Here is a 25,866-nt window from a genome sequence, read left to right as displayed (position 1 = left end):
CATGCAAAGCGCGCTCAAAATCATCATCCTGCTGTTCGGCATTGCCTGCATGGGCATTGCGCTGTCGCACATTGCCCTGGGCCCGGCGGTGATCCCCGGATCGATCCCGGTCAATGCGACGATGGACAGCGAGGACCGGTTCTACGCCACCCTGTTCCTCGGCTTTGGCGCGGCGCTGGTCTGGTGCAGCCGCGACCTGCAGGCGCGCGGTGGTCTGTATAAGGCACTGCTGCTGATCTTCTTCCTCGGCGGACTGGCCAGAGCCATCTCCGCGGCGCAAGTCGGCCTGCCCAATATGATGTTCCAGATTTTGTGGGCGCTGGAATTGCTGATGCCGCCGGTGCTGTGGTTTTGGTGGCGCAAGGCGTTTGCGTCTGATAACCGCTCATCCTGAGCCTGCCGACAACCGTTGGTCCTGAGCCTGTCGAAGGACCGCTCAGCCCCGCCCGACAAAGCCAAGAAAGCCGAGCAGCAACAGCACAATCACCAATATGGACGCGCCAAAGACAAAGCCATCCAGCAGGCGCGCGCGGAGGCGGTTGCGTAGTCCATTTCGGGCGCGATTGCGGGGCTTTTGCTCTATCATCGCGACATGTCCCAAAGCGCAAAGACCGCCAGCCCGACAAAGGCGCCAGAGCAGAGCCAGCGGATGAAGGTTTCCGTGCGTTCGGAATCGGGAGTGGTGTTCGGCATGGAGTGCGACCTCTTTTATCAAATGAAGAGGCGCGGTCTGGTCAGAACCGGGTGATAGTAACGCCATGCACGCATGGAGCGCCGCCACCTTTAGGCGGACCCTGGACATACGTGACGGCCACCCGGTCGTATGAATAACGACCAGAGCGTGCAATCATGAGGTTACTATGCCTCACAACGGGAATTGGCCCGTTGCGGGATGAGGTTTAGCGGATGTGTTGGGATTGGGGAAGGGGTGCATATCGAAACATGTCGTTCTCAAAAGAACGAAAGCGAGAATCATTTTTCGCTAGGCTTTAAATTCCAATCAATTGATCCTATGTGTGGTATTGGGCGCAGGTTAGTCCTTCATGGACTGGTTCGTTTATTCGGATCGTTCTTATCATTTAAGAATATTTCTTGGTTTTTAATCATCCTTTCAATAGGAATAAGTAGCTTTCAATTATATAACCTGCGCCTAAGGTCTTTAATCACAATGTCAGCGAACGATAAAATTTGGATAACTTCGAAAACTAGAGTTCATTCAGAAAAAAAATACTTGGCTTACGATTGAATAGCTCATCTAGTTTTATCTTATTACTCGGCGTCGTTGATTGTTTTTTCCGTGTTCGCAATTGCAAGTCGGAACACAACTCAGGATTTCATAATTTTCATGATGTCGGTAGCTATCTTCGCTGCGTCTGTGATTATTTATGGATTCGATTTTTCAAAAAAAGCGGGCCTATTTCGATCTTGTTACTTGGAATTGGATAAGCTCCACAACCGGGAAATCGGAGACAAAGAAAAATACCGAATCTATGGTGAAATATTAGACAAATATCCAAATCATAGTGATGGCGATTATGTTAGCATGGTAATTGGCTCCGAACGTGTTGGAAGAACACTGACAAACTCAGCTGGCGAAAAAATTGCCATTTCCAGGCGTAGAATCGTTGAATTCTATTCTCAAAAAGTTCTTGAAATAGCGCTAATAGTTCTGATGACCGTCCTTCCAATATATCTTTTGGCTACAGTTTTCTGGAAAACTTGGAACTGATGCTAACTTTAGATATCGAGCTTCCTGCCAACGATTTTGAATCTTACTTCGATCCAAAATCTCTAGTGAATCTATATCTCCAAAAAGTTCGCAAGTCGTCGGCTGTTGGCAAAGATGGGGTCCGTAAGGAGAAATTTGCCTCAATACTGCATCTTGAAGCGGAATTGATTGCGAAAAAATGCCTTGAAGAGACTTATGGCTTCACTTGTTACAAACAAAAACTGATTGCAAAAGGTGCAGATCAATTTCCTAGATTAATCTCGATCCCTACAATAAGGGATCGTCTTACACTGCGTGCATTGAATGAATATCTCGTGGCAAACAACGACGACGCAAAGCCAAGCCTTCCTCACAGATACATTCGAGAAATAACATCGACGCTCGACAAAGGTTTAATCGACCATTCGTTTATTCGAATCGACGTGAAGAATTTTTTTCCGTCAATTGACCATGAACTTTTGCTACAAAAACTGGATAAGAGAAAAATTGATCCTAAGGCGATTAGTCTAGTCAGAAAGGCAATTCAGAACCCGACTGGCGCTTCGAAGACTCAGATCGAAAGCACTCAAGGTATTCCTCAAGGGTTAAGCATATCAACAATGCTCTCATCAATTTTTTTGAATGAGCTTGACGTCAAGTACACAAAAAAATACGCGTATTGGCGCTACGTTGATGACATTTTAGTAGTTTGCCCATCTCATAAATCATCTCGGATATTCAAAGAGTTGGCTGAAGACCTAAGGTCGATAGGATTGGAAGAGCATCCGCTCAAAGATGGTAGTAAATCCGACATAAGACCTCTCAAGAAGGCTATCGACTATCTGGGTTACACACTTTCTCCTGGACAAACAAAAGTCAGGAAGAGTTCCTACAATCGGATGTTTGAAAACTTGATGAAAGTATTCACGTCATTTAAATACACACGGAAGTCTGAGAAATTTATTTTCCGTCTGAATCTAAAAATTGCCGGATGTATATTTGAAGGAAAACGAAAAGGTTGGCTGTTTTTCTTTTCACAAACCAACGATCTGAACCAATTGGGTAGACTGGATTATTTTGTTCAGTCGATGTGTCGCGAATATGCTCCAGAAATTGATCCCAAAAGAATAAAGAAGTTTGTGAGAGCTTGGCATGAGATTCGACAGAATTTCAAGAAAACCAACTATTTTCAAAAATTTGATGATTATGATTATTCAGACAAAATTGATTTCGTATCGCTTATGACAGGTCGCCACAAATCTGATCTGGAAATACTGGACCTCGAAGACTTTGAAGTGTTGTATAGGAGGGTACTGGATAAAGAAATCGAAGTACTTGAACAAGATATCCTAGACTCATTTTCTTAGAATTCAGAAATGGATTGCACCAAACTTAAACCTCAAGCACCCCAACCCCACGAAGCAAAAGTTTCAAGGCGAGAAACCAACAATGCGAGAATTTCTTTAGTGAAACTTCCTTTCCTGTCCTCCGCTGGCTTCTGGATTTTGGGCATCTTCATAAGCCGAGAGTAACTGCTTGGCTAAGCACTCGTTTAGCAATGCTTCGAGATCGCTCAAATCAAGAACCTCCTCCTTCCATCGCAAGTCTGCTGCTTCTAGCGCGTCATAGTAAGGGCTCTTGTTGTTGGCAATCTGCTCCGGAATGGTTTCAAGTCCCGGCAAGCGATAGCCGATTTTGGCGCACAATACGAAATACGCCAGCGCGCGAGATGTCCGACCATTACCGTCTGTAAATGGGTGAATCCAATTCAGCCGCCACATAACATAGGCGCAAAGGTGCAGCGCAGTTTTTTCCTCAAAATTGTCCATCACATAATCACACATGTCATCAATGTGTGGTGGTACGAGATGCGCATCGGGCGGGATATGTTTGCTGGCGCCGATTTCGACGCCCGCCGGACGATAAGTTCCTGCATGAGAGGACAGTCCCTCGAGCGCCAGTCTGTGTAGATCGAAGATTGTGGAGTTGCGCAATCGAAACGGTCTCATATCGCGCACCACTTGATCAATCAAATCTAGCACGCGGTCAAACTGCGCAATGGCATTTTCTGACTCGCAGCGAGCCTTTTCTTCAGGATCGGTGATCAGCGAAGGCTCTTCTGCCTTGCTCTCCCGATCATTAGCACCCATTAATCTTGGCTTCTGCCGATTTTATCTGCCGCCTTCGCAACCATCTCGCGGGTCACACGATCATTCTCAATATGTGCGTTGCCATAGGCAAAGCTGCGCCGCTGCGCCTCTTTTTCGGCACCGGACATTTCACGGCTTCTTGCTGCATCGATCAATTTTTGAATATTTTCGCTCATTTCCAATATATGAATCCGATATGCGTCGTTGGCAACCTCCAAAATCACAAACTGTGATAAATGCCGGAAATTATTTTCCACCTAACCCAACACCCTTTCCTACACCCCCCACCTTCGCCTAAACCCTCGCCCATGCCTGAATCCCCCGACACCTCCCCCAAAAACCCGCTTATCCCCAGCTATCGCCAGCGCCATGACGGGTGGACGCTTGCGCGGACCAGGACGTTTCTCGCCACGCTGCGCCAGACCGGCTGTGTGGCCGATGCCGCGCGGGTGATCGGGATGTCGACGCGCTCCGGTTACCGGCTGCGCGAGCAGGATGCGGATTTTCGCGCCGCGTGGGATGCGGCGCTGGCCGATGCGCGGCGGGGGTTGATGGCGATTGCGCATGAACGCGCCGTGGTCGGGCGCGAGACGATTATCATCCGGGGCGGCGAAGAAGTGGAGCGGCGGATCCAGCCGTCCGATGCGATGCTCGCGCTTTTGATCAAGCAGGGCGATCTCGATGGCAAAATCGGCAATCACACGGCGGACAAGGTGATCACGCTGGAGGAATGGCAGGCGGGCTTCCGGTTTGACGACGAGGGGCGCAAACATGATGACACCGAATCTGCCGCCGAAGTGCGCGCGCGGATTGATGCAAAGCTCAACATGATGCGCGCCAATCTCGAACGCCGCCGCGCGCGCGAACAGCAGGAGACCGGGGAACGCAAGATCAATATCAAGACCGGCGAAGGGGTGACTGCGGAGGTGGTGGCGGCGGTGCGGCGGTTTGCGGATCGGGGGCTGCCGCTTCCCGATGCTGCGGAGCAGGATGCCGGGCGGCTTGCCGATGCGCCGCAGACCGTGCGGATTGCGCCGCTGTCCGGTGCAGGAAACGGTTGACAGTTTTGTGACAGTCGTGTTGGAGAACGTCTCGCTCCGGCGCTGGCAATGGCTCTGGATTTGGGCACCCAAACCGGGCACTGGAATTCGCCCCTGCCCGCGACTGATCTGCACTTATTCAACATACAGGTTCTGCGATGACAAAGAAAATTGGCTATACCACCGGCGTTTTTGACATGTTTCATGTCGGCCATCTGCGCATCCTGAAGCGCGCGCGCGAACATTGTGATCATCTGATTGTCGGCGTCAGCACCGACGACCTTGTCGAAAGCTACAAGAAGAAACGGCCGATCATCTCGGTCGAGGACCGGATGGAAATCCTCTCCGGCGTCAAATATGTCGACGAGATTGTCACCCAGACCCACCGCGACAAATACAAGGCCTATCAGGATATCGGCTTTGACGTGATGTTTGTCGGCGATGACTGGAAAGGCGATCCGCTGTTCAGCGAGCTGGAGAAGAAATTTGCCAGTGACGGGGTCGAGATTGTCTACTTCCCTTATACCAGCAGCGTGTCATCCTCGCATCTTGGCCAGGTGCTGGAAGATATCAACAAGCGTGAATTTTCGGTCTAAGTGAAACGGCCCGGGTGATCTCGGCCCGGATGATCCGGCAGGCGCCCGGCGCCGCCGACCAATAACAGGAAACTGACCCCATGGCGCAACGCCCCAACATTGCCATATGCATCTTGTCCTTCGACGGATTTTCCGATCTGTGGGCACCGTTTTTCCAGCAGTTTTTCGAAACCTGGCCTGACTGCCCCTATTCCCTGTACCTGCTCGCCAATCACAAGACGCTGGACGATGACCGGGTCACGACCATTTGCATTGGCGATGACATCGACTGGTCGACCAATCTCCAGACCGCGCTGCCGCATATCAAGGAAGAGCGTGTGCTGTTCATTTTCGACGACTTCTTCCTCGTCAATCTCGACGTGAAGCAGCTGCAGATGCATTTTGAACAGGCGGAGCGGCATGACTGGCCCTATCTGACGCTCTATCCGAACAATTATCGCGAAGAGACGGTCGATCGCGACGTCCGCCGCATCAACAAATCCGGCATCTACTGCTGCACGCTGGTCTATGGCCTGATCCGCAAGGATTATCTGTCACGGCTGCTGAAAAAGGGCGAAACCGCGTGGGAGTTCGAGATTAATGTCGGCCAGCGTGTCGGCGCAGAACGGCTGCTGTCAGCAGATCGTCAGATATTCTGGCACCGCCACCTGTTGCGCAAGGGCGTGTGGATGCGCCCCGGCTATAATCTGATGAAACAGAAAAACTATCCGATCGACCCCAGTCGCCCGGTTGAAACCCGCTGGGCCTTCATGGTCAGGGAGACAAAAGAGTTTCTGTTTCGGCAATATCACCGCCGCTTGCCACCGGCGTTGATCACCCGGCTGGAGCGCCGGAGATAGGGGCTTTCCCCGGGCCTGTGTCCGACCGGACACGGAACCGGCGACGGATGCCGGGCTGCCCGCTTGACATTGCCCATGTTTGAGACAAAGAGCATCGCAAATTCATTCTAAAGACAACTATATCCTGCCAGATACCCGCGGTCAGGATAATCATGTCAGAGGACGCTAAAATTATGTCAACACGCTCAAAAGTCGCCCTGATCACCGGCGTAACCGGACAGGATGGAGCCTATCTCGCGCAGCTGTTGCTCGACGAGGGCTACACAGTCCACGGGATCAAACGACGCAGCTCGTCATTCAACACCTCGCGTATCGAGGATATCTATCAGGATCCGCATCAGGAAAACGCCCGTTTTCACCTGCATTACGGGGACATGACCGACAGCACCAATCTGATCCGGATCATTCAGGAAACCCAGCCGTCAGAAATCTACAATCTGGCCGCCCAAAGCCATGTGCAGGTCAGTTTCGACACACCGGAATATACCGCCAATGCAGATGCCGTCGGCACGCTGCGGCTGCTGGAGGCAATGCGCATCCTCGGGATCGAAAAGACATGCCGTTTCTATCAGGCATCGACATCGGAACTTTACGGCCTTGTGCAGGAAGTGCCGCAAAAGGAAACAACGCCTTTCTATCCGCGCTCTCCTTATGCTGCGGCCAAACTCTATGCCTATTGGATCGTGGTCAATTATCGCGAAGCCTACGGGATGCATGCTTCCAACGGCATATTGTTCAATCATGAAAGCCCGCTGCGCGGCGAAACCTTTGTGACGCGCAAGATCACCCGCGCGGCCGCAGCCATTCATCTGGAACAACAGGACAAGCTGTATCTGGGCAATCTGGATGCCAAGCGCGACTGGGGTCATGCCCGCGAATATGTCCGGGGGATGTGGCTGATGATGCAGCAGGATGAACCCGATGACTATGTTCTGGCCACCGGTGCCACAACCACCGTGCGTCAGTTTGTGGAATGGGCATTTGCCGATGTCGGTATCGATCTGGCTTGGGAAGGCGAAGGCGTTAGCGAACGCGGCTTGTGCAAAAAAACCGGCAAATGCCTGATCGAGATCGACCCGCGCTATTTCCGCCCTACCGAAGTGGAGCTGTTGATCGGTGATCCGACCAAGGCCAAGGAAAAACTGGGATGGGAACATGAAACCAGTGTCCGCGACCTGGTGCGGGAAATGGTCCAGAGCGACCTCGAGGAAGCAACGGCCCAATTGAACCAGAAATGATAGTTACGCGCCATTCGAACCTGACGGAAAAGCCATGAACGATCGCCCGGCAAAGGTGCTGATCACCGGTGGATCCGGCATGGTCGGTCGCAATCTGCAAGAGCATGAAGCGGCCGGCAAATGGGATATTCACGCTCCGTCGAGCAAGGATGTTGATCTGACAGACTGGGATGCAACCCGCGAATATGTTCGCGAGATTGCGCCTGACTGCGTTGTTCACGCCGCCGGCCTGGTGGGCGGGATTCAAGCCAATATGGCTCGGCCTACGGACTTTCTGACACAAAACATGCAGATGGGCATGAACCTGATCAATGCCGCCCGTGAAGCCGGCGTACCGCGTCTGATCAATATCGGAAGTTCGTGCATGTATCCGCGCAATGCGCCCAATCCGCTGCGCGAAGAACAGATACTCGACGGCGAGCTGGAACCGACCAACGAAGGCTATGCGCTGGCGAAAATCTGTGCTGCCCGCCTGTGTCAGTATATCCGGAGTGAAGATTCCGGTTTCAACTATAAAACACTGATTCCCTGCAATCTGTTCGGTCGGCATGACAGCTTTGCCGAAGGAAAGTCGCACCTGATACCAGCGATTATCGTGAAAATGCAGAACGCCCTGAAAAATGGCGATCGCGAAGTGGAAATCTGGGGTGACGGGACGGCCCGGCGGGAATTCATGTATGCGTCTGATCTCGCTGACGCGGTCTGGAAAAACGCCAGCGATCAAAGCGATCTGCCGCAGGAAATGAATATTGGCGTTGGCCAGGATCACTCGATCAATGACTATTATGCCGCTGTCGCAAAAGTTGTCGGCTGGGAAGGTGAATTCGTGCATGACCTTTCAAAACCGGTCGGCATGAAGCAAAAGCTGGTAGACGTGACCCGGCAGAAAAAATGGGGCTGGATGCCCGCGACATCGCTGGTTGATGGCCTCACCAAGACGACCAAATTTTACCTCGAAGAAAGCTGATATTTCGATGACCGATTTTCCACTCGCATCGTCATCCTGGGATGACAATGAACTCAAGGCTATCCAGTCCGTTGTCGATAGCGGCATGTTCACCATGGGCCCCAATGTCGCCCGATTTGAGAAGGAATTCGCCAGTTATTTGGGCAGTCGCCATTGTGTGATGGTAAATTCCGGATCATCCGCAAACCTGCTGATGGTGGCGGCGCTGCGCTATACCAAACAGGCTGATCTGCAGTTGCAACCGGGAGATGAAGTAATTGTACCGGCCGTGTCATGGAGCACGACCTACTATCCGCTCTATCAATATGGCCTGAAGATCAAATTCGTTGATATCGATCTGAACACGCTGAATTTCGATCTTAAAGCGCTGGAACAGGCTGTCACTGACAATACCCGTGCGATCATGGCGGTCAATCTTCTCGGAAATCCAAATGATTTTGCGGAGATCAACCGTATCATCGGCGACCGGAATATCGTCATGATTGAAGATAATTGCGAGTCCATGGGCGCCACATTTGATGGCAAGCAAGCCGGCACGTTCGGGGTCATGGGTAGCTTCAGCAGCTTCTTCTCCCACCATATCTCAACCATGGAAGGTGGCCTGATCGCCACCGATGATGAAGAACTCTATCATATTCTGCTAAGTCTCAGGGCCCATGGCTGGACCAGAAATCTGCCCAAAAGCAATCTGGTTTGCGATGACAAAAGTGATGACCCGTTCGAGGAATCCTTTCGTTTCGTTCTTCCCGGCTACAATGTCCGTCCTCTGGAAATGTCAGGCAGCCTCGGCATCGAGCAGTTAAAAAAACTGCCCGACCTGGTGTCACAACGACGCAAGAACGCGGAATTTTTCCTTGGTGCCCTGTCCAATCACCCTCACATTCAATTGCAGGAAGAAATCGGGCAGTCGAGCTGGTTTGGATTCAGCCTGATAATCCGCCCGGGATCAGACATGACACGCAAGCAGTTACGGAATGCATTGGATGCGAAGGGATTTGAATCCCGACCAATCGTGACCGGAAATTTCGCAAAGAACGAAGTCGTCGATTATTTTGATTATGAAATTGCAGGATCCCTCGACAATGCGGATCATATCGACACCCATGGCCTTTTCGTCGGCAATCATCATTATGACCTCGAAGCAGCCGCCGAAGCAATCCGCAGCATATGATCCATCCATGTCTGCCAGTTAGGGCTTCTCGTTCCCGGATTTCCAGCTTATTGGCTTACTGATGTTCGTCGCAATCGCTCTTTTTGGCATGGCAGCCATGCAATTTATCGATTGCGTATCCTATATGCTGCGGCTGTCAGGCAAACGCATCGGGCTGATTTCGCTTGGATATTCCGCTCAGGTATTTTTCAACAATGCTTCGCGTCTGGTGGTGATGGTGACCTTTCCGATCATCGGAATTCTGGTTGATGACGGCGCGTCCGAAGATATTTTGATGGCAGGTTGGCTGAGCTGTCTGCTCACGGTTGCCCTGTTGATTTGTATTTTGCTTTTCGATGAGAGAATTCAGCGCATCGGCATCTGGATGATCCGGCGCCTTTTCGCCAAACAGATCGGAAAAGATGCACAAACGCTGAAAGATAGCGGCGCCGAGGTTGAAACCGAAATCAGTGAAATGGTGAGGAAACGCAGCCGGAAAACCTTCCTGATCGCATTTTTCGTTTATGTGCTCTATTCTCTCAACCTGTTTTCCATTCCTTTTGTCGCATCATTTTTTCCGGAAAACCGTGTTTTCATCGTGCAGCTCAGCCCGGCGCTGAATGCCGCCGGAACATTCCTTCTTGCCTATTTCATAGATCCGACATTTTCGGTCGCGGTGGATAAAAATGAAGCTCCCCTGCACACCCTGAAGAGCATCATCTCGGCAAGAATATTTGCCAATGCGCTTTGCGCAGCGACATTCTTCATCTTGCTCTATCTCGACCCGCTGGATCTGCTGTTGGCGTGAGGGGCAGTCAGCGCGCAAGATAATCCCGATCGATGACAAGGCCGCGCTTGGCATGCCCCGATCAAACTACTATGGATAGCCGCTCAGCAAACTTCGAAAGGACACTTGGGTTTCTCTCCGGCAAATCGCGATATGCGCACGCATTATTTGTTTTGTGATCAGAGGATTTAACCAACACGCCCATGCTCAGTTACCTTCTCTATTTTCCTTCCATAACATTCGGATTGCTGACGGCAGAGATTTTTCCGTGGGCACTGATATACTGTCTGTTTTATCTTCGGCGTCTTGACAATGCGACGCTGCTGTTCGTCGGAATATTGAGCCTGTCCGCTTTTGCGACCGGAATCTATGGAAACTATTTCCTCGAAAGCCAGGAAACAGATGTGCTGCGCAGTTTTGCGGCTTATCTGAATATTTTCCTGATTTTTGTCTGTATTTTGAATTTGGATGGCAAGAATCTGGAGGCCGTGGTCAAAGCCGGAAAAGTCTCGTTTTTTGGACTTTTGATCATCGGGATCATGCAAAATTTCGCCCTTCTGCAACAAGTGAGCGATGCGATTTCATTCCTTGTCCCGCGCGCCACGGGCTCTGCCTTGACGGAAATGGGGGATCGCGGTGTCACCCTGCTGTCCAGCGAACCCGCTCGCGCCGGAATCGAGCTGACTTTCCTGTACCTGCTGTTCCGGCTCGGAAGTCAGAACCAGCGCGGCTTCGTGATCTGGGACCTTCTGTTGCTCGCTTATATTCTGCTGATCATCAAGGCCGCTTCTGCCGTCTTTTTCTGTGGCCTTGTCATCATTCTGATTTCCGTCAAAAAACCCACTGTCTGGTTGCTTTGGCTGGCAGGGATCGGCGGGCTCTTCCTGCTTCCGACGATCAACATCGGCGGCCGGTTTGTCATCCTGATATCCAGTCTTGAACAGTTTTCCACATTGGATGATCTGGTGTTTTTCCTCGCTAACGAGGCGGGACACAGGCTGTTGGCATTATATGCATTCATCGTCGGAGGGTTGATGAACCCGATCGGGTTTGGAATTGGAAACTGGCAGGAAGCATCGGTTATCGCGCTGGAAGCATCCGGCCTGCCCTATTATGAATTCCGCTATTTCATTATTTACAATGACGGTCTGGCATTTCCGGTCCGGGCACCGGGAGTCATTCCAAATCTGATGCTGGACATCGGGGTCCTGGGGATTCTTGTCTTTGCCTACTGGCTCTACTCCCAGTTTTCCAATCGGGAACTGGTCGGGAGCGGGCAAAACCGGTTCATCATTCTGTTCATATTACTGGTCAAAATCACGTTGTTCGGGTCACTCGGAAACCCCGTGCCCTGGGTCGTGGCAGCGGCTTGTCTGCGATTGTCCAAAAATGCGGATCTTGTAGAAAAACGCGACAAGCTGGAAAAGAGTCTGCGGGATGAAAATATGGCACAGGAAACGGCACCAGATGGAACACGAGCTCCGGCATGAGCGCAATTTCTCAGGACGATCTCCATAGACTGCAAAAAACGATCCTCGAAATCGCGACCTATTTCGATGCTTTTTGCAAATCCCATGACATTTCCTATTATCTTATGGGAGGTACCGCTCTGGGCGCCATGCGGCATGGCGGCTTCATTCCCTGGGATGATGACTATGACGTTTTCATGGATGCCGAGAACTACAAGAAATTTTTCGATGCCGCGAGCGACAGCCTCGATGAAGATCGCTTTTACCTGCAACGTGAAAATACCGAAGAGTGGCCTCTTTTCTTTTCCAAGCTCAGGCTTAATGACACGATTTTTCTGGAATCCGATACTGCTGGCAGGGACATGCATCACGGCATCTACATAGACATCATGTGCCTGAATCATGCCTTTTCCAGCAAGCCGTTGCGCTATCTTCAGTATTTTACGGCCCGCGTCTTGTCGACCATGGCTCTTGCCCGGCGTGGCTACGAAACCACGTCTCCGGTCAAACGGCTTGCCATGACCATCGCCCGGGCCGCAGACATCAAACCACTCAGGTCATTGCTGCTGAAATTTGTTCGCAGCAGAAATCAGTCCGAATCCAAAATGATTGGCCATTTTTTTGGGCGCGCACCGTTTCATGCGACCAGCTTTCCCAAGACCTATCTCGGCGAAGCGCGCTATGTGCCATTTGAAACCGAACATCTGCCCGTGCCGAGCAATGTTGAAGCTTATCTCGCCCGGAGATTTGGCTCTGATTTCATGAAGCCGCCATCGCAGCAGATACGGGATCAATACCCGTCACATGCCGTGAAAGTCGATTTCGGTCCCTACCAGCCATGAAGAATATGCTGAAAAGGCTGTTCGATATCGTTTTGGCAGCGACGGGTCTGCTGGCGACTTCCTGGTTGATTGCGATCTGCTGGCTTGTTGCCGCAATTGAGACCGGCAGTAACGGCTTTTTTGTGCAGCCGCGGGTCGGGCGGCACGGAAAACTTTTCAACATCATCAAAATCAAGACGATGCGAAATCTGGGTTCCGCAGAACGTTCCTCCGTCAGCGTCAAGGGAATGAGCGAGATCACCAGGTCCGGCGCCTTTTTCCGCAAATTCAAACTCGATGAACTTCCGCAATTGTGGAATGTGCTGCTGGGCCAGATGAGTTTCGTCGGCCCCCGACCGGATGTCGAAGGCTTTGCGGACCAGCTGGAAGGCAAGGACCGTCTGATCCTCGAGCTGCGCCCGGGCATCACCGGTCCGGCTTCGCTATCATTCCGGAACGAAGAAGAACTTCTGGCGACGGTAGACAATCCGGAAGAATATAATGTAGCGGTGATCTGGCCTGAGAAAGTCAGGATCAATCTCGAATATTATTACAGTCATAATCTGCTAAAAGATCTCGGCTATCTGTTCCGTACAATTTGGAGTTGAGCGTTGCTGAATACCAGTTTTTCCCCTTGGCCGTCATTTTCGACCGAAGAAGCGAAGGCCGCACATGATGTGCTGCTCAGCAACCGGGTCAACTACTGGACCGGAGAGGAATGCAAGAAATTCGAAGCGGAATTTGCAGACTGGGCAGGCACCAGCCATGCCATAGCGGTTTCCAACGGAACCGTTGCCATTGAAATCGCGCTCGAAGCCTGCGGCATTGGCGCCGGCGATGAAGTCATTGTCACCCCAAGAACCTTTCTCGCCTCTGCTTCGGCAATTGTCAGATGCGGAGCGACGCCCGTTTTTGCAGATATCGATACCGATAGCGGCAATATTTCGGCAGCCACAATTGCACCGGCGATCAGCGAACGTACCAAAGCGGTCATCTGTGTACATCTGGGCGGCTGGCCGTGCGACATGGATGAGATCATGGCGCTGTCGGAAGCTCATGACATCGTGGTCATTGAAGATTGTGCACAGGCGCATGGCGCACGATATAATGACAAACCGATCGGCAGTATCGGCCACATCGGAACATGGTCCTTTTGCCAGGACAAGATCATGACACTCGGCGGCGAAGGCGGCATGATCACGACCAGCGACAGAGCGCTCTGGAAGAAAATGTGGAGCGCAAAAGATCACGGCAAGGATTGGGACAAAGTACACGAGAAGCATGATGGAACCGGTTTTCGCTGGGTTCACGACAGTTTCGGATCAAATTATCGCATGACGGAAATGCAGGCCGCAATCGGTCGCATCCAGCTCAAAAAACTTCCGGAGTGGACCGCCGCGCGCACCCGCAATGCGGAAAGATTGATCGAGACTGCCGAGAAATTTTCCGGTCCCGAGGGGATTATTACCATACCCAATCATCAGGCAAGACACGGCAATAGCGCCGAACCGGCCTGGTATAAATTTTATCTCCTGCTCAACCCGGAAAAGGCCGGACCGGATTGGACGCGTGATCGCATATTGTCGGAATTCCGGAAACTGGACGTTCCCTGCTATCAGGGAAGCTGTACCGAAATCTACAAGGAAAAGGCATTTGATTCCGTCACATGGTTACCCGGGCACCCATTGCCAAATGCCGCCGATCTGGGCGAACGCAGCCTCATGTTTCTGGTTCATCCGACATTGACTGATGAAGAGATCTCCAGGACCCAATCCGCAATGGAACAGGTCTTCGGCATGGCAAGCACAACAGCTTCCGGGATTGCCTAGGAACACGCCATGCAATTCTCTGCACTGCTTTGCCTGTATCACGGCAACAAGCTTTCTGAAGTTCAGGAAGCGCTGGATAGCGCATTTGTCGACCAGAGCATAAAGCCGGATGAACTGGTCACCGTCCTGGATGGCCCGGTGCCAGCCGACATAAAAGCCTATGTGGAAGGATTTGGCTCGGAAGCGCTTCCCACCCAGATTATCGCATTTCCCGAAAATCGCGGCCATGGTGAAGCGCGGGCAAAAGGGCTCGAGGCCTGCAGCCATGACCTGGTCGCAATGATCGACGCCGACGATATCTCGATGCCGCTGCGCTTCGAGAAACTGTTGCAGGAGTTTGAAGCCTATCCAAAGCTTGCGGTAGCCGGCGGGGCTGTAAGGGAATTTGTCGAAGTAGATGGCAAGGTTGAAGACCTCTCCATTCGGACGATGCCCCACACCAACGAGGACGTCATAAACTATCTGAAGACGCGCTCGCCGGTTGCACAACCGACTTCAATCGTGAAGCGCAGTGCCGTACTGGACGTGGGCAATTACCAGACATGGTTCAACAATGAAGATTATCATTTGTGGATACGATTGATCGCGAATGGCTATGAAATTCGTAATATTCCAGACGTGGTGCTAAGGTTCCGTACAAGTCCCGACATGTACAGTCGCCGAGGGGGTTTGAAATACTGGTGGAACGAGAGCCGGCTGCAGATATACAGTTTGAAACAGGGGACCACCAGCTTGCCGTTGCTTCTGGCAGGTTCCGGATTTCGATTCCTGGTCCAGGTTCTGACCCCAAACCGATTCCGCTCAGCGGTATATAAACATCTTCTGAGGACAAAAAATTGATCACGCTCGCACAATATAAAAAGATGCTGACTGAATTTGCGCAGCAGGGCCATGTCTCTCGTTCCATTTCTTCCACCCGGGAACAACCTGCCGGTGGCTTGTTTCTGAAACATGATGTCGAATGCAATATCGAGCGTGCCGTCGAAATGGCACAGATCGAGGCGGACTGCGGCCATGTGGCGACGTTCTATTTTCAGGCTGATCTGCTGGACACCGAAGCGGGCAAGGATGCCGTCCGACAGATAGGTAAAATGGGGCATGAAGTCGCGTATCACTACGATGTGCTGGACGAGAACGACGGAGATTTCGCAAAATCGGAAGAGCAGTTTGATCACTATCTGTCCGTATTTTCGGCAATCGGTCACAATATCCGTACGGTTTGCCCGCACGGGAACCCGACCAAAGTTCGCAACGGCTGGCGTTCGAACAAGGATTTTTTCAAGAACGACACCATTCGGAAAAAATATCCCGATATTTACGACATCGTCGTTGATTTCGACGGCAGATTTCCGGGCGGCATTTATCTGTCCGACGCAGGATATGCCTTGCGGATCATAGGCGATATTGGCGGCAATGATGCTTCAAACGCAAGCGCCATGGCAGATGGCCTGCCAATCGAATGGTCGAGCCTGAACAGCCGGCTGAAGGAGAATGAATCCATGATCCTGAGTTTGCACCCGCATCGGTTTGTAGCATCGCGGGCCGCAGCATTAACACGCAAGGTCGTGTTCAAAGTTCTCAAACAAGCGTATAGAATTGCAGGAAAAATCCCGGGCGTATCAAAAATTCTCAACCGATATTACAGTCTGGCCCGGCGCGTTTGAACAATCTGCAGCGGTCTGGGTGCTGGCCAACCGATAGCCAGAAATCAGTTTCTGGCTAGCGCGATTTCCGACACCGCAAAATCATATCCGTCCAGCGAATCCAGTTCGTCCCCGAGCAGCGTGAGCCAATAATAGGAACATCCCCCTTCAGCGACTTCGATTGTTGTACGCGAGCTGCCATTTTCAACCCGCAAGATATCATCGGGTCGACGGGGAGATTCCGCATCAGCGCAGCGCAATCGCAGATAAAGCGGGCTGCTCGCTGCCGGCGTCTGTATCGCAGCCTCTGCGCTCAGGCTATAAGCACCAGCTGGCAAGTGAACGATCTGGGTCGCAAAAGTTGCCTGAATATTTGGCAGGGAACTGACCAGCAGACTGTCTGTGTCAAGGTCGACTTCTGATCCAAACTCACCGGAAGAAAACAGCCGCCATTCAACCGGATATAGTCGGGGCCGCTTTACAAAATCGCCGCCTTGCACGTGACTGTTTCCATCTGCCTTGGTTGTACCGGCCAGAACGGCATACAGGTCAAAAGCTTCCTCAAAATGCCCGTCCTTGATCAGATTCTCCAGAATAAGGACATCATTGTTCGCCGGATTATCAATTTTTTGCTTGTGCAGTCTCGACCGAAGCGTTGCCGCGTTCAAAGCATTTTCCTGCCGTGCCGCTGCGACCCGCCAGAAATCATCTGCCCATGGGGGTTCGCTTCCCAGCATTTTGGTGAAGGGATCCACAAACCCTTCATCGGCAAGCGCATTGGACATTGTCGAAATCAGAAGCTCCTTCACAGCGCGGCTGGAGCGCAGAGAATAATCGTAATATTTCAGGATTGAATCCAGATCTTCTTTTTTGGCGCTATCCTGAACCAGCCAGAAATTGACCATGTCGTCTCGCTTGGTAATTTTAATCAGCTTGTGCATGACCGACCGAGCAGCTTCACTATCGCCAGTCGAATCCAGATTAAATGCCAGCATCCGGATGGCTCTGAACGAGGTCGGCTCCGCACGAAAACCGTTTCGCGCCGCAGTTACCAGGTCTGGATCAAGTTTTTCCGGGAGCACACCTCCGGTTTTCACCAAATCTGCTCTGAGCTCCAGATCTGCCATGGCGCCATGGGCCAGCCCGTTGGTGAACGGCAAGCGCAATGCCATGTGTGGATTGCCATCCCGCAAGACACCTCCCATCGCCGCCATTGCGCTGCAAAAGGCGAGCACCAATGCAATCACGATGATGATAATGGCTTTGACAGGGCGGATTGTTGTTTGTGACATGTTCTAGCGAACTCGAACCAGGATACTCAGCATCAGCCGTTGGCCTCGTCCGAATCTCCGGGGCCATTGTCGCCGTAGGAATAGGAATATCCATAACCATATTCGGCGTTGCGCGAATCCAGTTTCGTCACAATAGCTCCAAAGACCGTCACATTTGCTGCTTCGATTCTCTGCAATGCAGTTTGAACCGAACGCATTTTGGCACCATTGGCTTCAATTGTGTAGATCACCCCTTCTACGGTCCGGGCAAGCAACGGCGCATCAGCAAGGCCAAGAACCGGTGGTCCGTCGATGACGACATGCTCAAACGTTTTGGACAGTTCGCGAACCAGATCCTTGGCATTGGATCCACTTAAAAGCTCTGCAGCATTGGGCGGGATCGGGCCGGCAGTCATGTAGACCAGATTTGGGTTTTCAGAGACCGTGATCAATTCGGCCAGATTGGACTGGCCGGTCAAATAGTTGCTGAATCCGGCCTCATTGTTGATTCCGGCAAAATGATGAACGGATGGATTGCGCATGTCAGCGTCGATCAACAGCGTCTTGTGACCCATGCGAGCCAGCACTTCCGCAATCGCAATGGCAGAAGTCGATTTGCCCTCATTGGGGCGTGTGCTGGTCAGCAAGATTGATTTCGGAACACCGTGGTCAGTCAAAAAGGACAAACTGGTGCCGATAGAAAAATAGGCTTCCGAGGCGACCGACTTTTTGTCCCGTAGTGAAGTGACGATATCTTCCTTGTCGACGTGCGGCACCACACCCAGCGGCGACAGGCCAAGAAAGTTTTGAACGTCAGCCGGATCTTTGAGGCTTTGATCAATCTGTTCCAGAGCAAATACATATCCGCCCGACAAAGCCAGACCGGCAATTAATGACAGCAAGACATTGAACGGCAGGTTCGGACTTGACGGTTCGTCGGGGACCTGTGCCCGATCGACAACAGCAATATTGTTATTGCCCACACCCGCGACACCAATTTCCTTGAACCGCTGCAACAGCGCATCATACAGCTCCCGATTGGTTTCCACTTCACGCTGATAGATATTATACTGAATTGAATCCCGGCGCTGTGTCTGGAACCGTGATTTCAGTTGCTCCACCTGACGGCGCAGTTCAGCCTCGCGCTGCAGCGCCTCGACATAGCTGGTGTTCATGCTCGAACGAACGCGGGATTCTTCATCCGCAATACTTTGATCCAGGGCTTCCAGCTGGGATGTCAGCGCTTTGACCGTGGGATATTCGGGTTCAAACTGCGTCAGAAGCTTCGCTCGCTCTGATGCGACTTCAGCGCGTGTCTGCCGAATTCCGGAGATCGCGGTATTTGCAAGGCTGCTCTGGCTGGCGCCGCTGCGCTGCCTTGCCTGGCTCTCGGCAACAATGCGCGCAGAGGTCGCCTCCGCCAATGCTGCATTCAAGGATTCCAGATCCGCAGCAACCAATGTCCGCTGTGCCCCCGTTTCGCTGGAACCACCGACATTGCCCGACAATGTCACAATCGCCTTGCTCGACGCATAGGTGACAAGACGGCGTTCGGAATCTTCCAGTCGCTGCCGCAATTCGGACAGCCGCCGTTCGAGAAAGTCCCGCGCATCAGTAGTAGATGAAAAACGCCGGTCCATGGTCGATGCAACAAATTGATCAACCCAGCTATTCGCAACCTGAGCCGAGAATTTCGGATCCGGGCTGGTAAACTTGATATCGACCAGACTGGATCCCCGGATTGGTTCGATCACCATGTTGTCGAGCAATATCTCGGAGGCCAGTGACAGACGCTCGCTGCGTTCGGAGGCATCGGGAGAACGGCGGGTTGGTCCGGAGAACAGCCCCTCTTTCTCTACATCTACTCCAAATCGGTCAAAAAACGTCTTGTCGGTGATCAATTTCAGTTCGCGTGCAACGCGCTCCGCCAGTGATCGTGCCTCCAGCAGGGCATATTGTGTCTGATAAAATTCGAGGTCCTGGCCCAGTTCTTCCGCCTGAACACCTTCAACATTCGTCACATTGTCTTGTTTGCGGCTGATTTCTATCCGGGATTCGGATGTAAATTGTGGCGACATGAGCAAGGTAATCACAATACCGATTACCAGGCAGGTCGCTATGATAACCGCGATTCCGGGCAGCCGATTCCGCGCTGCACGCCAATATTGCTCAAGCAGGGGAACGGCACCCAGACGCGCGTTTTTTTCCGCATCTGGCGCTGGAGAACTGGAAGGCAAAATTTTGTTCATGTTCGGACTATTCTATATCTCATATCTGTTCTGGCGCGTGACCGGCCAGGGATCATGTTTGAACGTTGTCAGGGACGGGTGAGGACCAGTAGCGGGGTCGTAATCAAAGAAGATCCCTGAATGATATCCTTGAAAATTCGGCGGGCCTGAGAATCTCCTACAACAACAACATCATTGGCAAAAACCTCAGGATCTTCGTAATTCCCGCGCCGGATGCCTTTCAGATTGTACAGACCAACGAGACGCTGGCCATCCACTTCGCGAAAAATCACGACATCATTCAGCTTTGCGAATTCCGCAGTGCCTCCGGCCGTCGCAACCGCGCGCATCAGTGTCATTCTGCCGATGACAGGATAAAGGCCGGGTCGATCGACCTGGCCATCCACCGTAATCACCTGACTGACGGTTTCTTCAAGATTGACGGTAACTTGCGGGTTTTTGACATATTGTCCCTGCAGTCGCTGCTCAAGCACGCCGGCCAGCTCGCCTGGAGTCAGGCCCGCTGCTTCGACAACCCCGATCAACGGGAAGGACAAACGCCCACTGGCATCAATCTGGACTTCTTTCTGCAGCTGCTCGATGCCAAAGACATCGATTCTCAGCTTGTCAAAAGGGCCAATCAGATAAGACCGATTTGCAGCGAGAAGATCCGCACGCGATGGCGCGGGCAGTTGCTCCGATGAAATAACGGTAACGGACGGACTGTTGCCAATCACCTTACTGCCCGAGCATCCTGCAAGAAAACAAAGAGAAAAAAGACAAATTACAGCCAGACGCATAGAAATTTATTCCACCAGTTTTCGCAATATTTGGACGTTATCAGGTTCGTCGCTTTGCGTTACAGAAGCCGAGTTGAGAGGTAAAGGGAAACTTCGCCAACCCGGGCGCGATGCGCGGCGTTATAACTATTGTTTCTGATCGGCGGATGAACGAGCCAGACGAACCACACAAAAGGCCATGAGCACCATGATCGTCGGCACCCGCAGCGGATAGTCAACGATGCTTGCCATCGCAATTATTGCGATAATAGCAAGGCACATGTCGGTCTGAGAGGTCTTGCGGACAGAGCCGGACGAATAACCCCGCCAAACCGCGATTACCAGCCAGACAAGGAAACCCAAGGCAATCAGAATGCCGCCCAGACCAGCCTCAATGACATATTGCAGCCAGTCGTTATGGGCATTGTTGAGATAGTTGGGTTGCAACAAATCCTTGGTTTCATAAGCACGATACACATTTTCAAAAGAACCAAATCCGGTACCAAAGACCAGATGCTCTTTGGCCATGGACAGCAGCACGGGAAACACGTCGGCGCGCAGATCTTCAAAGAATTTGGCCGATACCAGGCGCCGGATCGCGAGGGAATCGGAGAACAGCAACACCAGCAAGGCAACCAGCGCAACAATTGCGACAATGGTGATTTTGGTGCGATGAGCTGCGATAAACTTTTCAACGGCCGAACCCTTTTGGGAGTCCGGTGTGACATAACCCCGGTAAAACACCATCAATCCTGCTGCAAAAACCGCTGTCGCGCCGACAATGATGCCCAGTCTTGATCCGGTCAGAACAATCAGGGGCAGAAACAGCAACGGACTCAGTGCCGCTGCAATCCGGGCCCATTCAAGATTTCGGTTCGGCATCTGACGAAATGAAACAAAATACCACGCGGCCATCAGCACAGAGCTGGCTAGCAGAACCGCCTGATGGTTACGGTTGGCCAGCAAACCGACGGGTGTATCAGCATTGGTCACGCGATAGAGATAGAGCGCAGACTGTCCCGAACCTGCAAGCTGCAGCGCGCCAAGCAAAGCGCTGAAACTGCCAAGGAGAATCAGCACGCCGACGATGCGCCGGCCATGCTGCGGGGCTTGAATTGCGCACAGCAGCAAAGCTGCGAGCGGTACGCTCAGTGAAAACAGGCTGTTCAGTGTGCGTGAAGGGACCATCGAAATTGGGCGCCACAACTCGCCCATTCCCGCTAGTTCCGCGATTTCGGCTATGGGCTTTCGACTCGGCAGCTGTTCCCAAAATGCCTGCGGCATCGGCAATAGCTGAACGAACATCAAAAGGCCCAGCAATCCAAGTAAAATCAACGGAATTTTGAGCGGTTTCAACTCTTCCCGGGTGGCAACAATCAATGCATAGGCAATGAATCCGAACGCCAGTGGCCGCAATATCACAAGAGATTGTATGTCAGGACGGGAACCACCGCCCATCAGGAACACGATGATCAGAAAACCGGTCAGCGCAAAAAATCGTCCGTTCGGGGACGTCAGGCTGGACAGCAGGCTTTTGATCGACATCGACATCGGTTCTCAATTTACATGGTTGCGACACACAGGCAATTCCCGCCAAGTAGCGGTATATCCCATCGGGTCAACTTATTTTTCCCGACTACAAAGGCAAAAATGTTGTTTAGCAACGCGTAGAATTTCTTACCAGCTTTTGTATGCGGGTTGCGTTAGGAGCATCATTCATCTGATGCGATTGCAACACCCCGAAACTGCGCTTATCGTCGCCGTTGTGAAAGACCGATTTTTATGACTTTGACCCACCTTCAACGCCTTGAAGCGGAGGCTATTCATATCATGCGTGAGGTCGTGGCCGAAACGGATCGGCCCGTCATGCTCTATTCGGTTGGCAAAGACAGCGCCGTCATGCTGCACTTGGCAAAGAAGGCGTTTTTCCCTTCTCCGCCCCCCTTCCCCTTGCTTCATGTCGACACGACATGGAAGTTCAAGGAAATGTATGCACTCCGCGAAAAAGCAGCCAAAAATGCAGGCATGGAGCTTCTCGTCCATCAGAATCCGGAAGCCATCGAACGCGGTATCAACCCGTTTGATCATGGCGCGCTGCACACCGACATCTGGAAAACCGAAGGGCTGAAGCAGGCGCTGGACAAATATAAATTTGATGTCGCGTTCGGCGGTGCCCGGCGAGATGAAGAGAAAAGTCGGGCCAAGGAACGAATTTTTTCGTTCCGGTCTGCCAATCACCGCTGGGACCCAAAAAACCAGCGACCTGAACTCTGGAAATTATACAATGCGCGCAAAACCAATGGTGAAAGCATAAGGGTTTTTCCGCTCTCCAACTGGACGGAGCTGGACATCTGGCAATATATCCATCTTGAGAATATCGAGATTGTCCCGCTCTATTTCTCGGCATCCAGGCCCACGGTGGAACGCGATGGCATGCTGCTGATGGTGGATGACGAACGGTTTAGGCTGGAAGACGGCGAAGAGCCGGTTGATCGTTCGATCCGGTTCCGGACGCTGGGCTGTTATCCGCTCACCGGTGCCGTGGAAAGCGAAGCAACAACACTGCCGGAAATCATCCAGGAAATGCTGCTGACCACCACATCGGAACGACAAGGCCGGGCGATTGATCATGATCAGAGCGCTTCGATGGAAAAGAAAAAGCAGGAGGGCTATTTCTGATGGACAGTCCTGAAAAAGTCTACGAAACCGACGCGCTCATCGCGGAAGATATCAATGCCTATCTTGACCGGCATCAGCACAAGTCGATGCTGCGTTTCATCACCTGTGGATCGGTGGATGATGGCAAATCCACGCTTATTGGGCGGCTACTCTATGACTCGCGGATGATCTTCGAGGATCAGCTGGCGTCGCTTGAAGCAGACAGCAAGAAGCTGGGCACACAGGGGCAGGAAATCGATTTTGCGCTGCTGGTGGACGGACTTGCGGCAGAACGCGAACAGGGCATCACCATCGATGTCGCCTATCGGTTTTTTGCGACCGAAAAACGCAAATTCATCGTCGCCGATACGCCGGGTCACGAGCAATATACACGTAACATGGTGACCGGTGCATCGACCGCAGACCTTGCCATCATCCTGATCGATGCCCGGCAAGGCATTTTGACTCAGACCCGCAGACACAGCTATCTGGCGCATTTGCTGGGAATCAAACATCTGGTCGTGGCGGTGAACAAGATGGATCTCGTCGGCTATGACCAGCAGACCTATGACAGCATCATCGCCGAATATGCGAAATTTGGCGAAGATATCGGAATAGAATCCTTTACCGCTATTCCCATATCGGGCCTCGCAGGTGACAATATTGCCCGGCGCTCGGAAAACATGCCCTGGTATGATGGCCCTTCGCTGGTTGAGCATCTTGAAACTGTAGAAGTTGCGGTGACGGCCAATCAGCAAAAGCCGTTTCGCATGGCCGTGCAGTGGGTCAACCGGCCCAATCTCGACTTTCGGGGCTTCAGCGGACAAATAGCTAGCGGATCCGTAAAACCCGGGGACAGCATTCGGGTTTTGCCATCCGGAAAAACTTCTACCGTCAAAGCCATTGTGACAGCAGATGGGGAACTGGACATGGCCGTCGCCGGCCAGTCGGTCACGCTCACGCTCAAAGATGAAATTGACTGTTCACGCGGCGATGTAATCGCGACTGCAGATGACCCGCCACAAGTGGCCGATCAGTTTGAATCCACCCTTGTCTGGATGGACGAAGACGGCCTGCTTCCGGGCCGGAGTTACTGGATGAAGACCGGCAGCCAGATGGTCAGCGTCACGGTCCAGCCTCCCAAATACCAGATTAACGTCAACAATATGGATCAGCTGGCCGCCAAAACGCTGGAACTGAACGACATTGGTGTGGTGGAAATTTCAACCGACCGACCAATTGTGTTCGAGCCATATGCCGACAATCGTGATCTGGGCGGATACATTCTGATCGACAAGATCAGCAACGCGACCGTTGCAGCCGGAATGCTGCATTTTTGTCTTCGGCGCTCACAAAATGTGCACTGGCAGGATGTCGATATCGACCGCGAGGCTCACGCTTTGCAAAAGCGTCAGGAACCGCGGGTCGTGTGGTTCACAGGCCTGTCCGGTTCTGGCAAATCGACAATTGCAAATATGGTCGAAAAACGGTTGCACGCATCAGGAAAGCACAGCTTTCTGCTCGATGGCGACAATGTCCGCCATGGTCTCAACAAAGATCTGGGCTTTACCGATGCCGATCGCGTTGAAAATATCCGCCGGATCGGCGAGGTCGCCAAGCTGATGGCCGATGCCGGCCTGATTGTTCTCACGGCGTTTATCTCTCCGTTCCGTGCAGAGCGATCTCTTGTCCGTTCAATGCTGCCCGAAGGCGAATTTATCGAAATCTTTGTCGATACGCCCCTGGAAGTGGCCGAAGAACGCGATGTCAAAGGGTTGTACAAAAAGGCTCGCGCTGGCGAATTGAAGAACTTTACAGGCATTGACAGTGACTATGAGATTCCGGTCAATCCGGAATTGCGGATCGACACGACCAAAATGAGTCCCGAAGAAGCCGCAGAGCTGATTGTTGACAAGATAACCGGTGCATGGGCCTATACGATATGACCGATGGCGATCTGGCCTGCAAACTCGCAGAAGATGCGGGCCGTATGTTGGTCCGGCTGAGAGAAGACTCCCGGCTGACCGGCAAGAAACTGGGAAAGGCCGGGGATGAGACGGCAAATGAAATGCTCGTCGCTGCCCTGCGCGAAGCCCGGCCGGATGATGGCCTGCTTTCGGAAGAAAGCAAGGATACCAAAGATCGCCTGACACAGGACCGCGTCTGGATCATTGATCCCGTTGACGGAACCCGTGAATATGGAGAAGCACGTTCCGACTGGGCAGTACATGTCGCGCTGGCTGTTCGGGGTCAGGCTGTTACCGGAGCGGTTTCCCTCCCTGATCTGGGTGTGACTTTACGCAGTGATCGACCTGGAACGGAACCGATCCGTCAGGACCGGTTGCGCATGGTTGTCAGCCGCTCACGTCCGGCCAAAGAAGCGCTGCATGTGGCCAAAAAACTGGATGCAGAACTTATTCCCATGGGCAGCGCCGGAGCGAAATCCATGGCTGTCGTCAGGGGTGAAGCCGACATCTATCTCCATTCCGGCGGTCAATATGAATGGGACAATTGCGCTCCCGTCGCGGTTGCGCAGGCGCACGGCCTGCACTGTTCTCGCATTGACGGTGCACCGCTGATCTATAACCAGAGTGAAACCTGGTTGCCGGATTTGTTGATCTGCCACAAAGAAGACGCCGCACAAATTCTGGCCATTGTCGCTGCGTTATAATCAATCAGTGAAGGCTGCGCTT

The 25,866-nt window shown here is 52.3% G+C and carries 26 protein-coding genes; 19 read left to right on the top strand and 7 right to left on the bottom strand.

Annotation, left to right across the window (positions count from 1 at the left end; translation table 11 throughout):
* Position 1: 1 nt before the first annotated feature.
* On the top strand, positions 2 to 394 hold the full coding sequence (locus ABJI30_RS09180; protein ID WP_348015882.1) for a DUF4345 domain-containing protein: 393 nt from the start codon (positions 2 to 4) through the stop codon (positions 392 to 394).
* 42 nt (positions 395 to 436) lie between these two features.
* On the opposite strand, the gene ABJI30_RS09175 is transcribed toward ABJI30_RS09180, so the two are convergent.
* Positions 437 to 586, bottom strand: coding sequence for a hypothetical protein (locus tag ABJI30_RS09175; protein ID WP_348015881.1), 150 nt, complete (start codon positions 584 to 586; stop codon positions 437 to 439).
* Positions 587 to 1,246: 660 nt separating this feature from the next.
* Between ABJI30_RS09175 and ABJI30_RS09170 the strand changes: the two genes are divergently transcribed.
* Together ABJI30_RS09170 and ABJI30_RS09165 are read left to right on the top strand one after the other, a co-directional pair.
* On the top strand, positions 1,247 to 1,729 hold the full coding sequence (locus tag ABJI30_RS09170; RefSeq protein ID WP_348015911.1) for an SLATT domain-containing protein: 483 nt from the start codon (positions 1,247 to 1,249) through the stop codon (positions 1,727 to 1,729).
* Complete coding sequence (locus ABJI30_RS09165; protein ID WP_348015880.1) at positions 1,729 to 3,075, top strand: reverse transcriptase domain-containing protein; 1,347 nt, start codon at positions 1,729 to 1,731, stop codon at positions 3,073 to 3,075. Before ABJI30_RS09170 ends, ABJI30_RS09165 begins: the two co-directional genes overlap by 1 nt.
* A gap of 96 nt (positions 3,076 to 3,171) precedes the next feature.
* Here ABJI30_RS09165 and ABJI30_RS09160 read toward each other — a convergent pair whose 3' ends face one another.
* Positions 3,172 to 3,858 (bottom strand): Fic family protein, encoded by a 687-nt coding sequence (locus tag ABJI30_RS09160; protein ID WP_348015879.1) that lies wholly within the window; start codon positions 3,856 to 3,858, stop codon positions 3,172 to 3,174.
* The gene (locus ABJI30_RS09155) at positions 3,858 to 4,115 is read right to left on the bottom strand and encodes a hypothetical protein (protein ID WP_348015878.1); all 258 of its coding nucleotides are present in this window, start codon (positions 4,113 to 4,115) and stop codon (positions 3,858 to 3,860) included. Before ABJI30_RS09155 ends, ABJI30_RS09160 begins: the two co-directional genes overlap by 1 nt.
* A gap of 51 nt (positions 4,116 to 4,166) precedes the next feature.
* Here ABJI30_RS09155 and ABJI30_RS09150 point away from each other — a divergent pair, with 51 nt between their 5' ends.
* From ABJI30_RS09150 to ABJI30_RS09090, 13 genes are all read left to right on the top strand, one after another.
* The gene (locus ABJI30_RS09150; RefSeq protein ID WP_348015877.1) at positions 4,167 to 4,919 is read left to right on the top strand and encodes a hypothetical protein; all 753 of its coding nucleotides are present in this window, start codon (positions 4,167 to 4,169) and stop codon (positions 4,917 to 4,919) included.
* Positions 4,920 to 5,056: 137 nt separating this feature from the next.
* Complete coding sequence (locus ABJI30_RS09145; protein WP_348015876.1) at positions 5,057 to 5,494, top strand: adenylyltransferase/cytidyltransferase family protein; 438 nt, start codon at positions 5,057 to 5,059, stop codon at positions 5,492 to 5,494.
* Between the two features lie 80 nt (positions 5,495 to 5,574).
* Positions 5,575 to 6,333 carry a hypothetical protein gene (locus ABJI30_RS09140; protein WP_348015875.1) on the top strand — a complete coding sequence of 253 codons (759 nt, stop codon included), beginning with the start codon at positions 5,575 to 5,577 and terminating at the stop codon, positions 6,331 to 6,333.
* 173 nt (positions 6,334 to 6,506) lie between these two features.
* A complete protein-coding gene (gene gmd, locus ABJI30_RS09135; RefSeq protein WP_348015874.1) occupies positions 6,507 to 7,571 on the top strand; it encodes a GDP-mannose 4,6-dehydratase in 1,065 nt (354 codons plus the stop codon).
* Between the two features lie 34 nt (positions 7,572 to 7,605).
* Positions 7,606 to 8,538 (top strand): GDP-L-fucose synthase, encoded by a 933-nt coding sequence (locus tag ABJI30_RS09130; RefSeq protein ID WP_348015873.1) that lies wholly within the window; start codon positions 7,606 to 7,608, stop codon positions 8,536 to 8,538.
* A 7-nt stretch (positions 8,539 to 8,545) separates the two neighbouring features.
* The gene (locus tag ABJI30_RS09125; protein WP_348015872.1) at positions 8,546 to 9,709 is read left to right on the top strand and encodes a DegT/DnrJ/EryC1/StrS family aminotransferase; all 1,164 of its coding nucleotides are present in this window, start codon (positions 8,546 to 8,548) and stop codon (positions 9,707 to 9,709) included.
* Between the two features lie 61 nt (positions 9,710 to 9,770).
* Positions 9,771 to 10,496: a DUF2837 family protein gene (locus ABJI30_RS09120; protein WP_348015871.1), complete on the top strand. Its 726-nt coding sequence runs from the start codon at positions 9,771 to 9,773 to the stop codon at positions 10,494 to 10,496.
* A gap of 182 nt (positions 10,497 to 10,678) precedes the next feature.
* On the top strand, positions 10,679 to 11,965 hold the full coding sequence (locus ABJI30_RS09115; protein ID WP_348015870.1) for a hypothetical protein: 1,287 nt from the start codon (positions 10,679 to 10,681) through the stop codon (positions 11,963 to 11,965).
* Entirely contained in the window at positions 11,962 to 12,786 is an 825-nt protein-coding gene (locus tag ABJI30_RS09110; protein WP_348015869.1) for a LicD family protein, read from the top strand. The genes ABJI30_RS09115 and ABJI30_RS09110 overlap by 4 nt, the downstream gene beginning before the upstream one ends.
* On the top strand, positions 12,783 to 13,373 hold the full coding sequence (locus ABJI30_RS09105; RefSeq protein ID WP_348015868.1) for a sugar transferase: 591 nt from the start codon (positions 12,783 to 12,785) through the stop codon (positions 13,371 to 13,373). Before ABJI30_RS09110 ends, ABJI30_RS09105 begins: the two co-directional genes overlap by 4 nt.
* 3 nt (positions 13,374 to 13,376) lie before the next feature.
* A complete protein-coding gene (locus ABJI30_RS09100; RefSeq protein WP_348015867.1) occupies positions 13,377 to 14,594 on the top strand; it encodes a DegT/DnrJ/EryC1/StrS aminotransferase family protein in 1,218 nt (405 codons plus the stop codon).
* A gap of 9 nt (positions 14,595 to 14,603) precedes the next feature.
* Positions 14,604 to 15,434: a glycosyltransferase gene (locus ABJI30_RS09095; protein WP_348015866.1), complete on the top strand. Its 831-nt coding sequence runs from the start codon at positions 14,604 to 14,606 to the stop codon at positions 15,432 to 15,434.
* Entirely contained in the window at positions 15,431 to 16,258 is an 828-nt protein-coding gene (locus tag ABJI30_RS09090; protein ID WP_348015865.1) for a hypothetical protein, read from the top strand. Before ABJI30_RS09095 ends, ABJI30_RS09090 begins: the two co-directional genes overlap by 4 nt.
* Before the next feature lie 44 nt (positions 16,259 to 16,302).
* Here the strand turns inward: ABJI30_RS09090 and ABJI30_RS09085 are convergent, their stop codons facing one another.
* The 4 genes from ABJI30_RS09085 to ABJI30_RS09070 all read right to left on the bottom strand — a co-directional run bounded on the left by ABJI30_RS09085 (position 16,303) and on the right by ABJI30_RS09070 (position 22,060).
* Positions 16,303 to 17,529, bottom strand: a complete 1,227-nt coding sequence (locus ABJI30_RS09085) for a hypothetical protein (protein WP_348015864.1) — start codon at positions 17,527 to 17,529, stop codon at positions 16,303 to 16,305.
* A gap of 32 nt (positions 17,530 to 17,561) precedes the next feature.
* The gene (locus tag ABJI30_RS09080; protein WP_348015863.1) at positions 17,562 to 19,757 is read right to left on the bottom strand and encodes a polysaccharide biosynthesis tyrosine autokinase; all 2,196 of its coding nucleotides are present in this window, start codon (positions 19,755 to 19,757) and stop codon (positions 17,562 to 17,564) included.
* 68 nt (positions 19,758 to 19,825) lie between these two features.
* Complete coding sequence (locus ABJI30_RS09075) at positions 19,826 to 20,473, bottom strand: polysaccharide biosynthesis/export family protein (RefSeq protein WP_348015862.1); 648 nt, start codon at positions 20,471 to 20,473, stop codon at positions 19,826 to 19,828.
* 189 nt (positions 20,474 to 20,662) lie between these two features.
* Positions 20,663 to 22,060, bottom strand: coding sequence for an O-antigen ligase family protein (locus ABJI30_RS09070; RefSeq protein ID WP_348015861.1), 1,398 nt, complete (start codon positions 22,058 to 22,060; stop codon positions 20,663 to 20,665).
* 237 nt (positions 22,061 to 22,297) lie between these two features.
* Here ABJI30_RS09070 and cysD point away from each other — a divergent pair, with 237 nt between their 5' ends.
* The 3 genes from cysD to ABJI30_RS09055 are packed head-to-tail and all read left to right on the top strand — an operon-like array spanning position 22,298 to position 25,844.
* Positions 22,298 to 23,194: a sulfate adenylyltransferase subunit CysD gene (gene cysD / locus ABJI30_RS09065; protein ID WP_348015860.1), complete on the top strand. Its 897-nt coding sequence runs from the start codon at positions 22,298 to 22,300 to the stop codon at positions 23,192 to 23,194.
* The gene (gene cysN / locus ABJI30_RS09060; RefSeq protein WP_348015859.1) at positions 23,194 to 25,119 is read left to right on the top strand and encodes a sulfate adenylyltransferase subunit CysN; all 1,926 of its coding nucleotides are present in this window, start codon (positions 23,194 to 23,196) and stop codon (positions 25,117 to 25,119) included. Before cysD ends, cysN begins: the two co-directional genes overlap by 1 nt.
* Positions 25,101 to 25,844 carry a 3'(2'),5'-bisphosphate nucleotidase CysQ gene (locus ABJI30_RS09055; RefSeq protein ID WP_348025485.1) on the top strand — a complete coding sequence of 248 codons (744 nt, stop codon included), beginning with the start codon at positions 25,101 to 25,103 and terminating at the stop codon, positions 25,842 to 25,844. Before cysN ends, ABJI30_RS09055 begins: the two co-directional genes overlap by 19 nt.
* Positions 25,845 to 25,866 lie beyond the last annotated feature (22 nt).

Source organism: Parasphingorhabdus sp. (assembly GCF_039968395.1).
In the GTDB taxonomy this organism is placed as follows: Bacteria; Pseudomonadota; Alphaproteobacteria; order Sphingomonadales; family Sphingomonadaceae; genus Parasphingorhabdus.
This window is presented reverse-complemented; position numbering and strand designations above follow the sequence as displayed.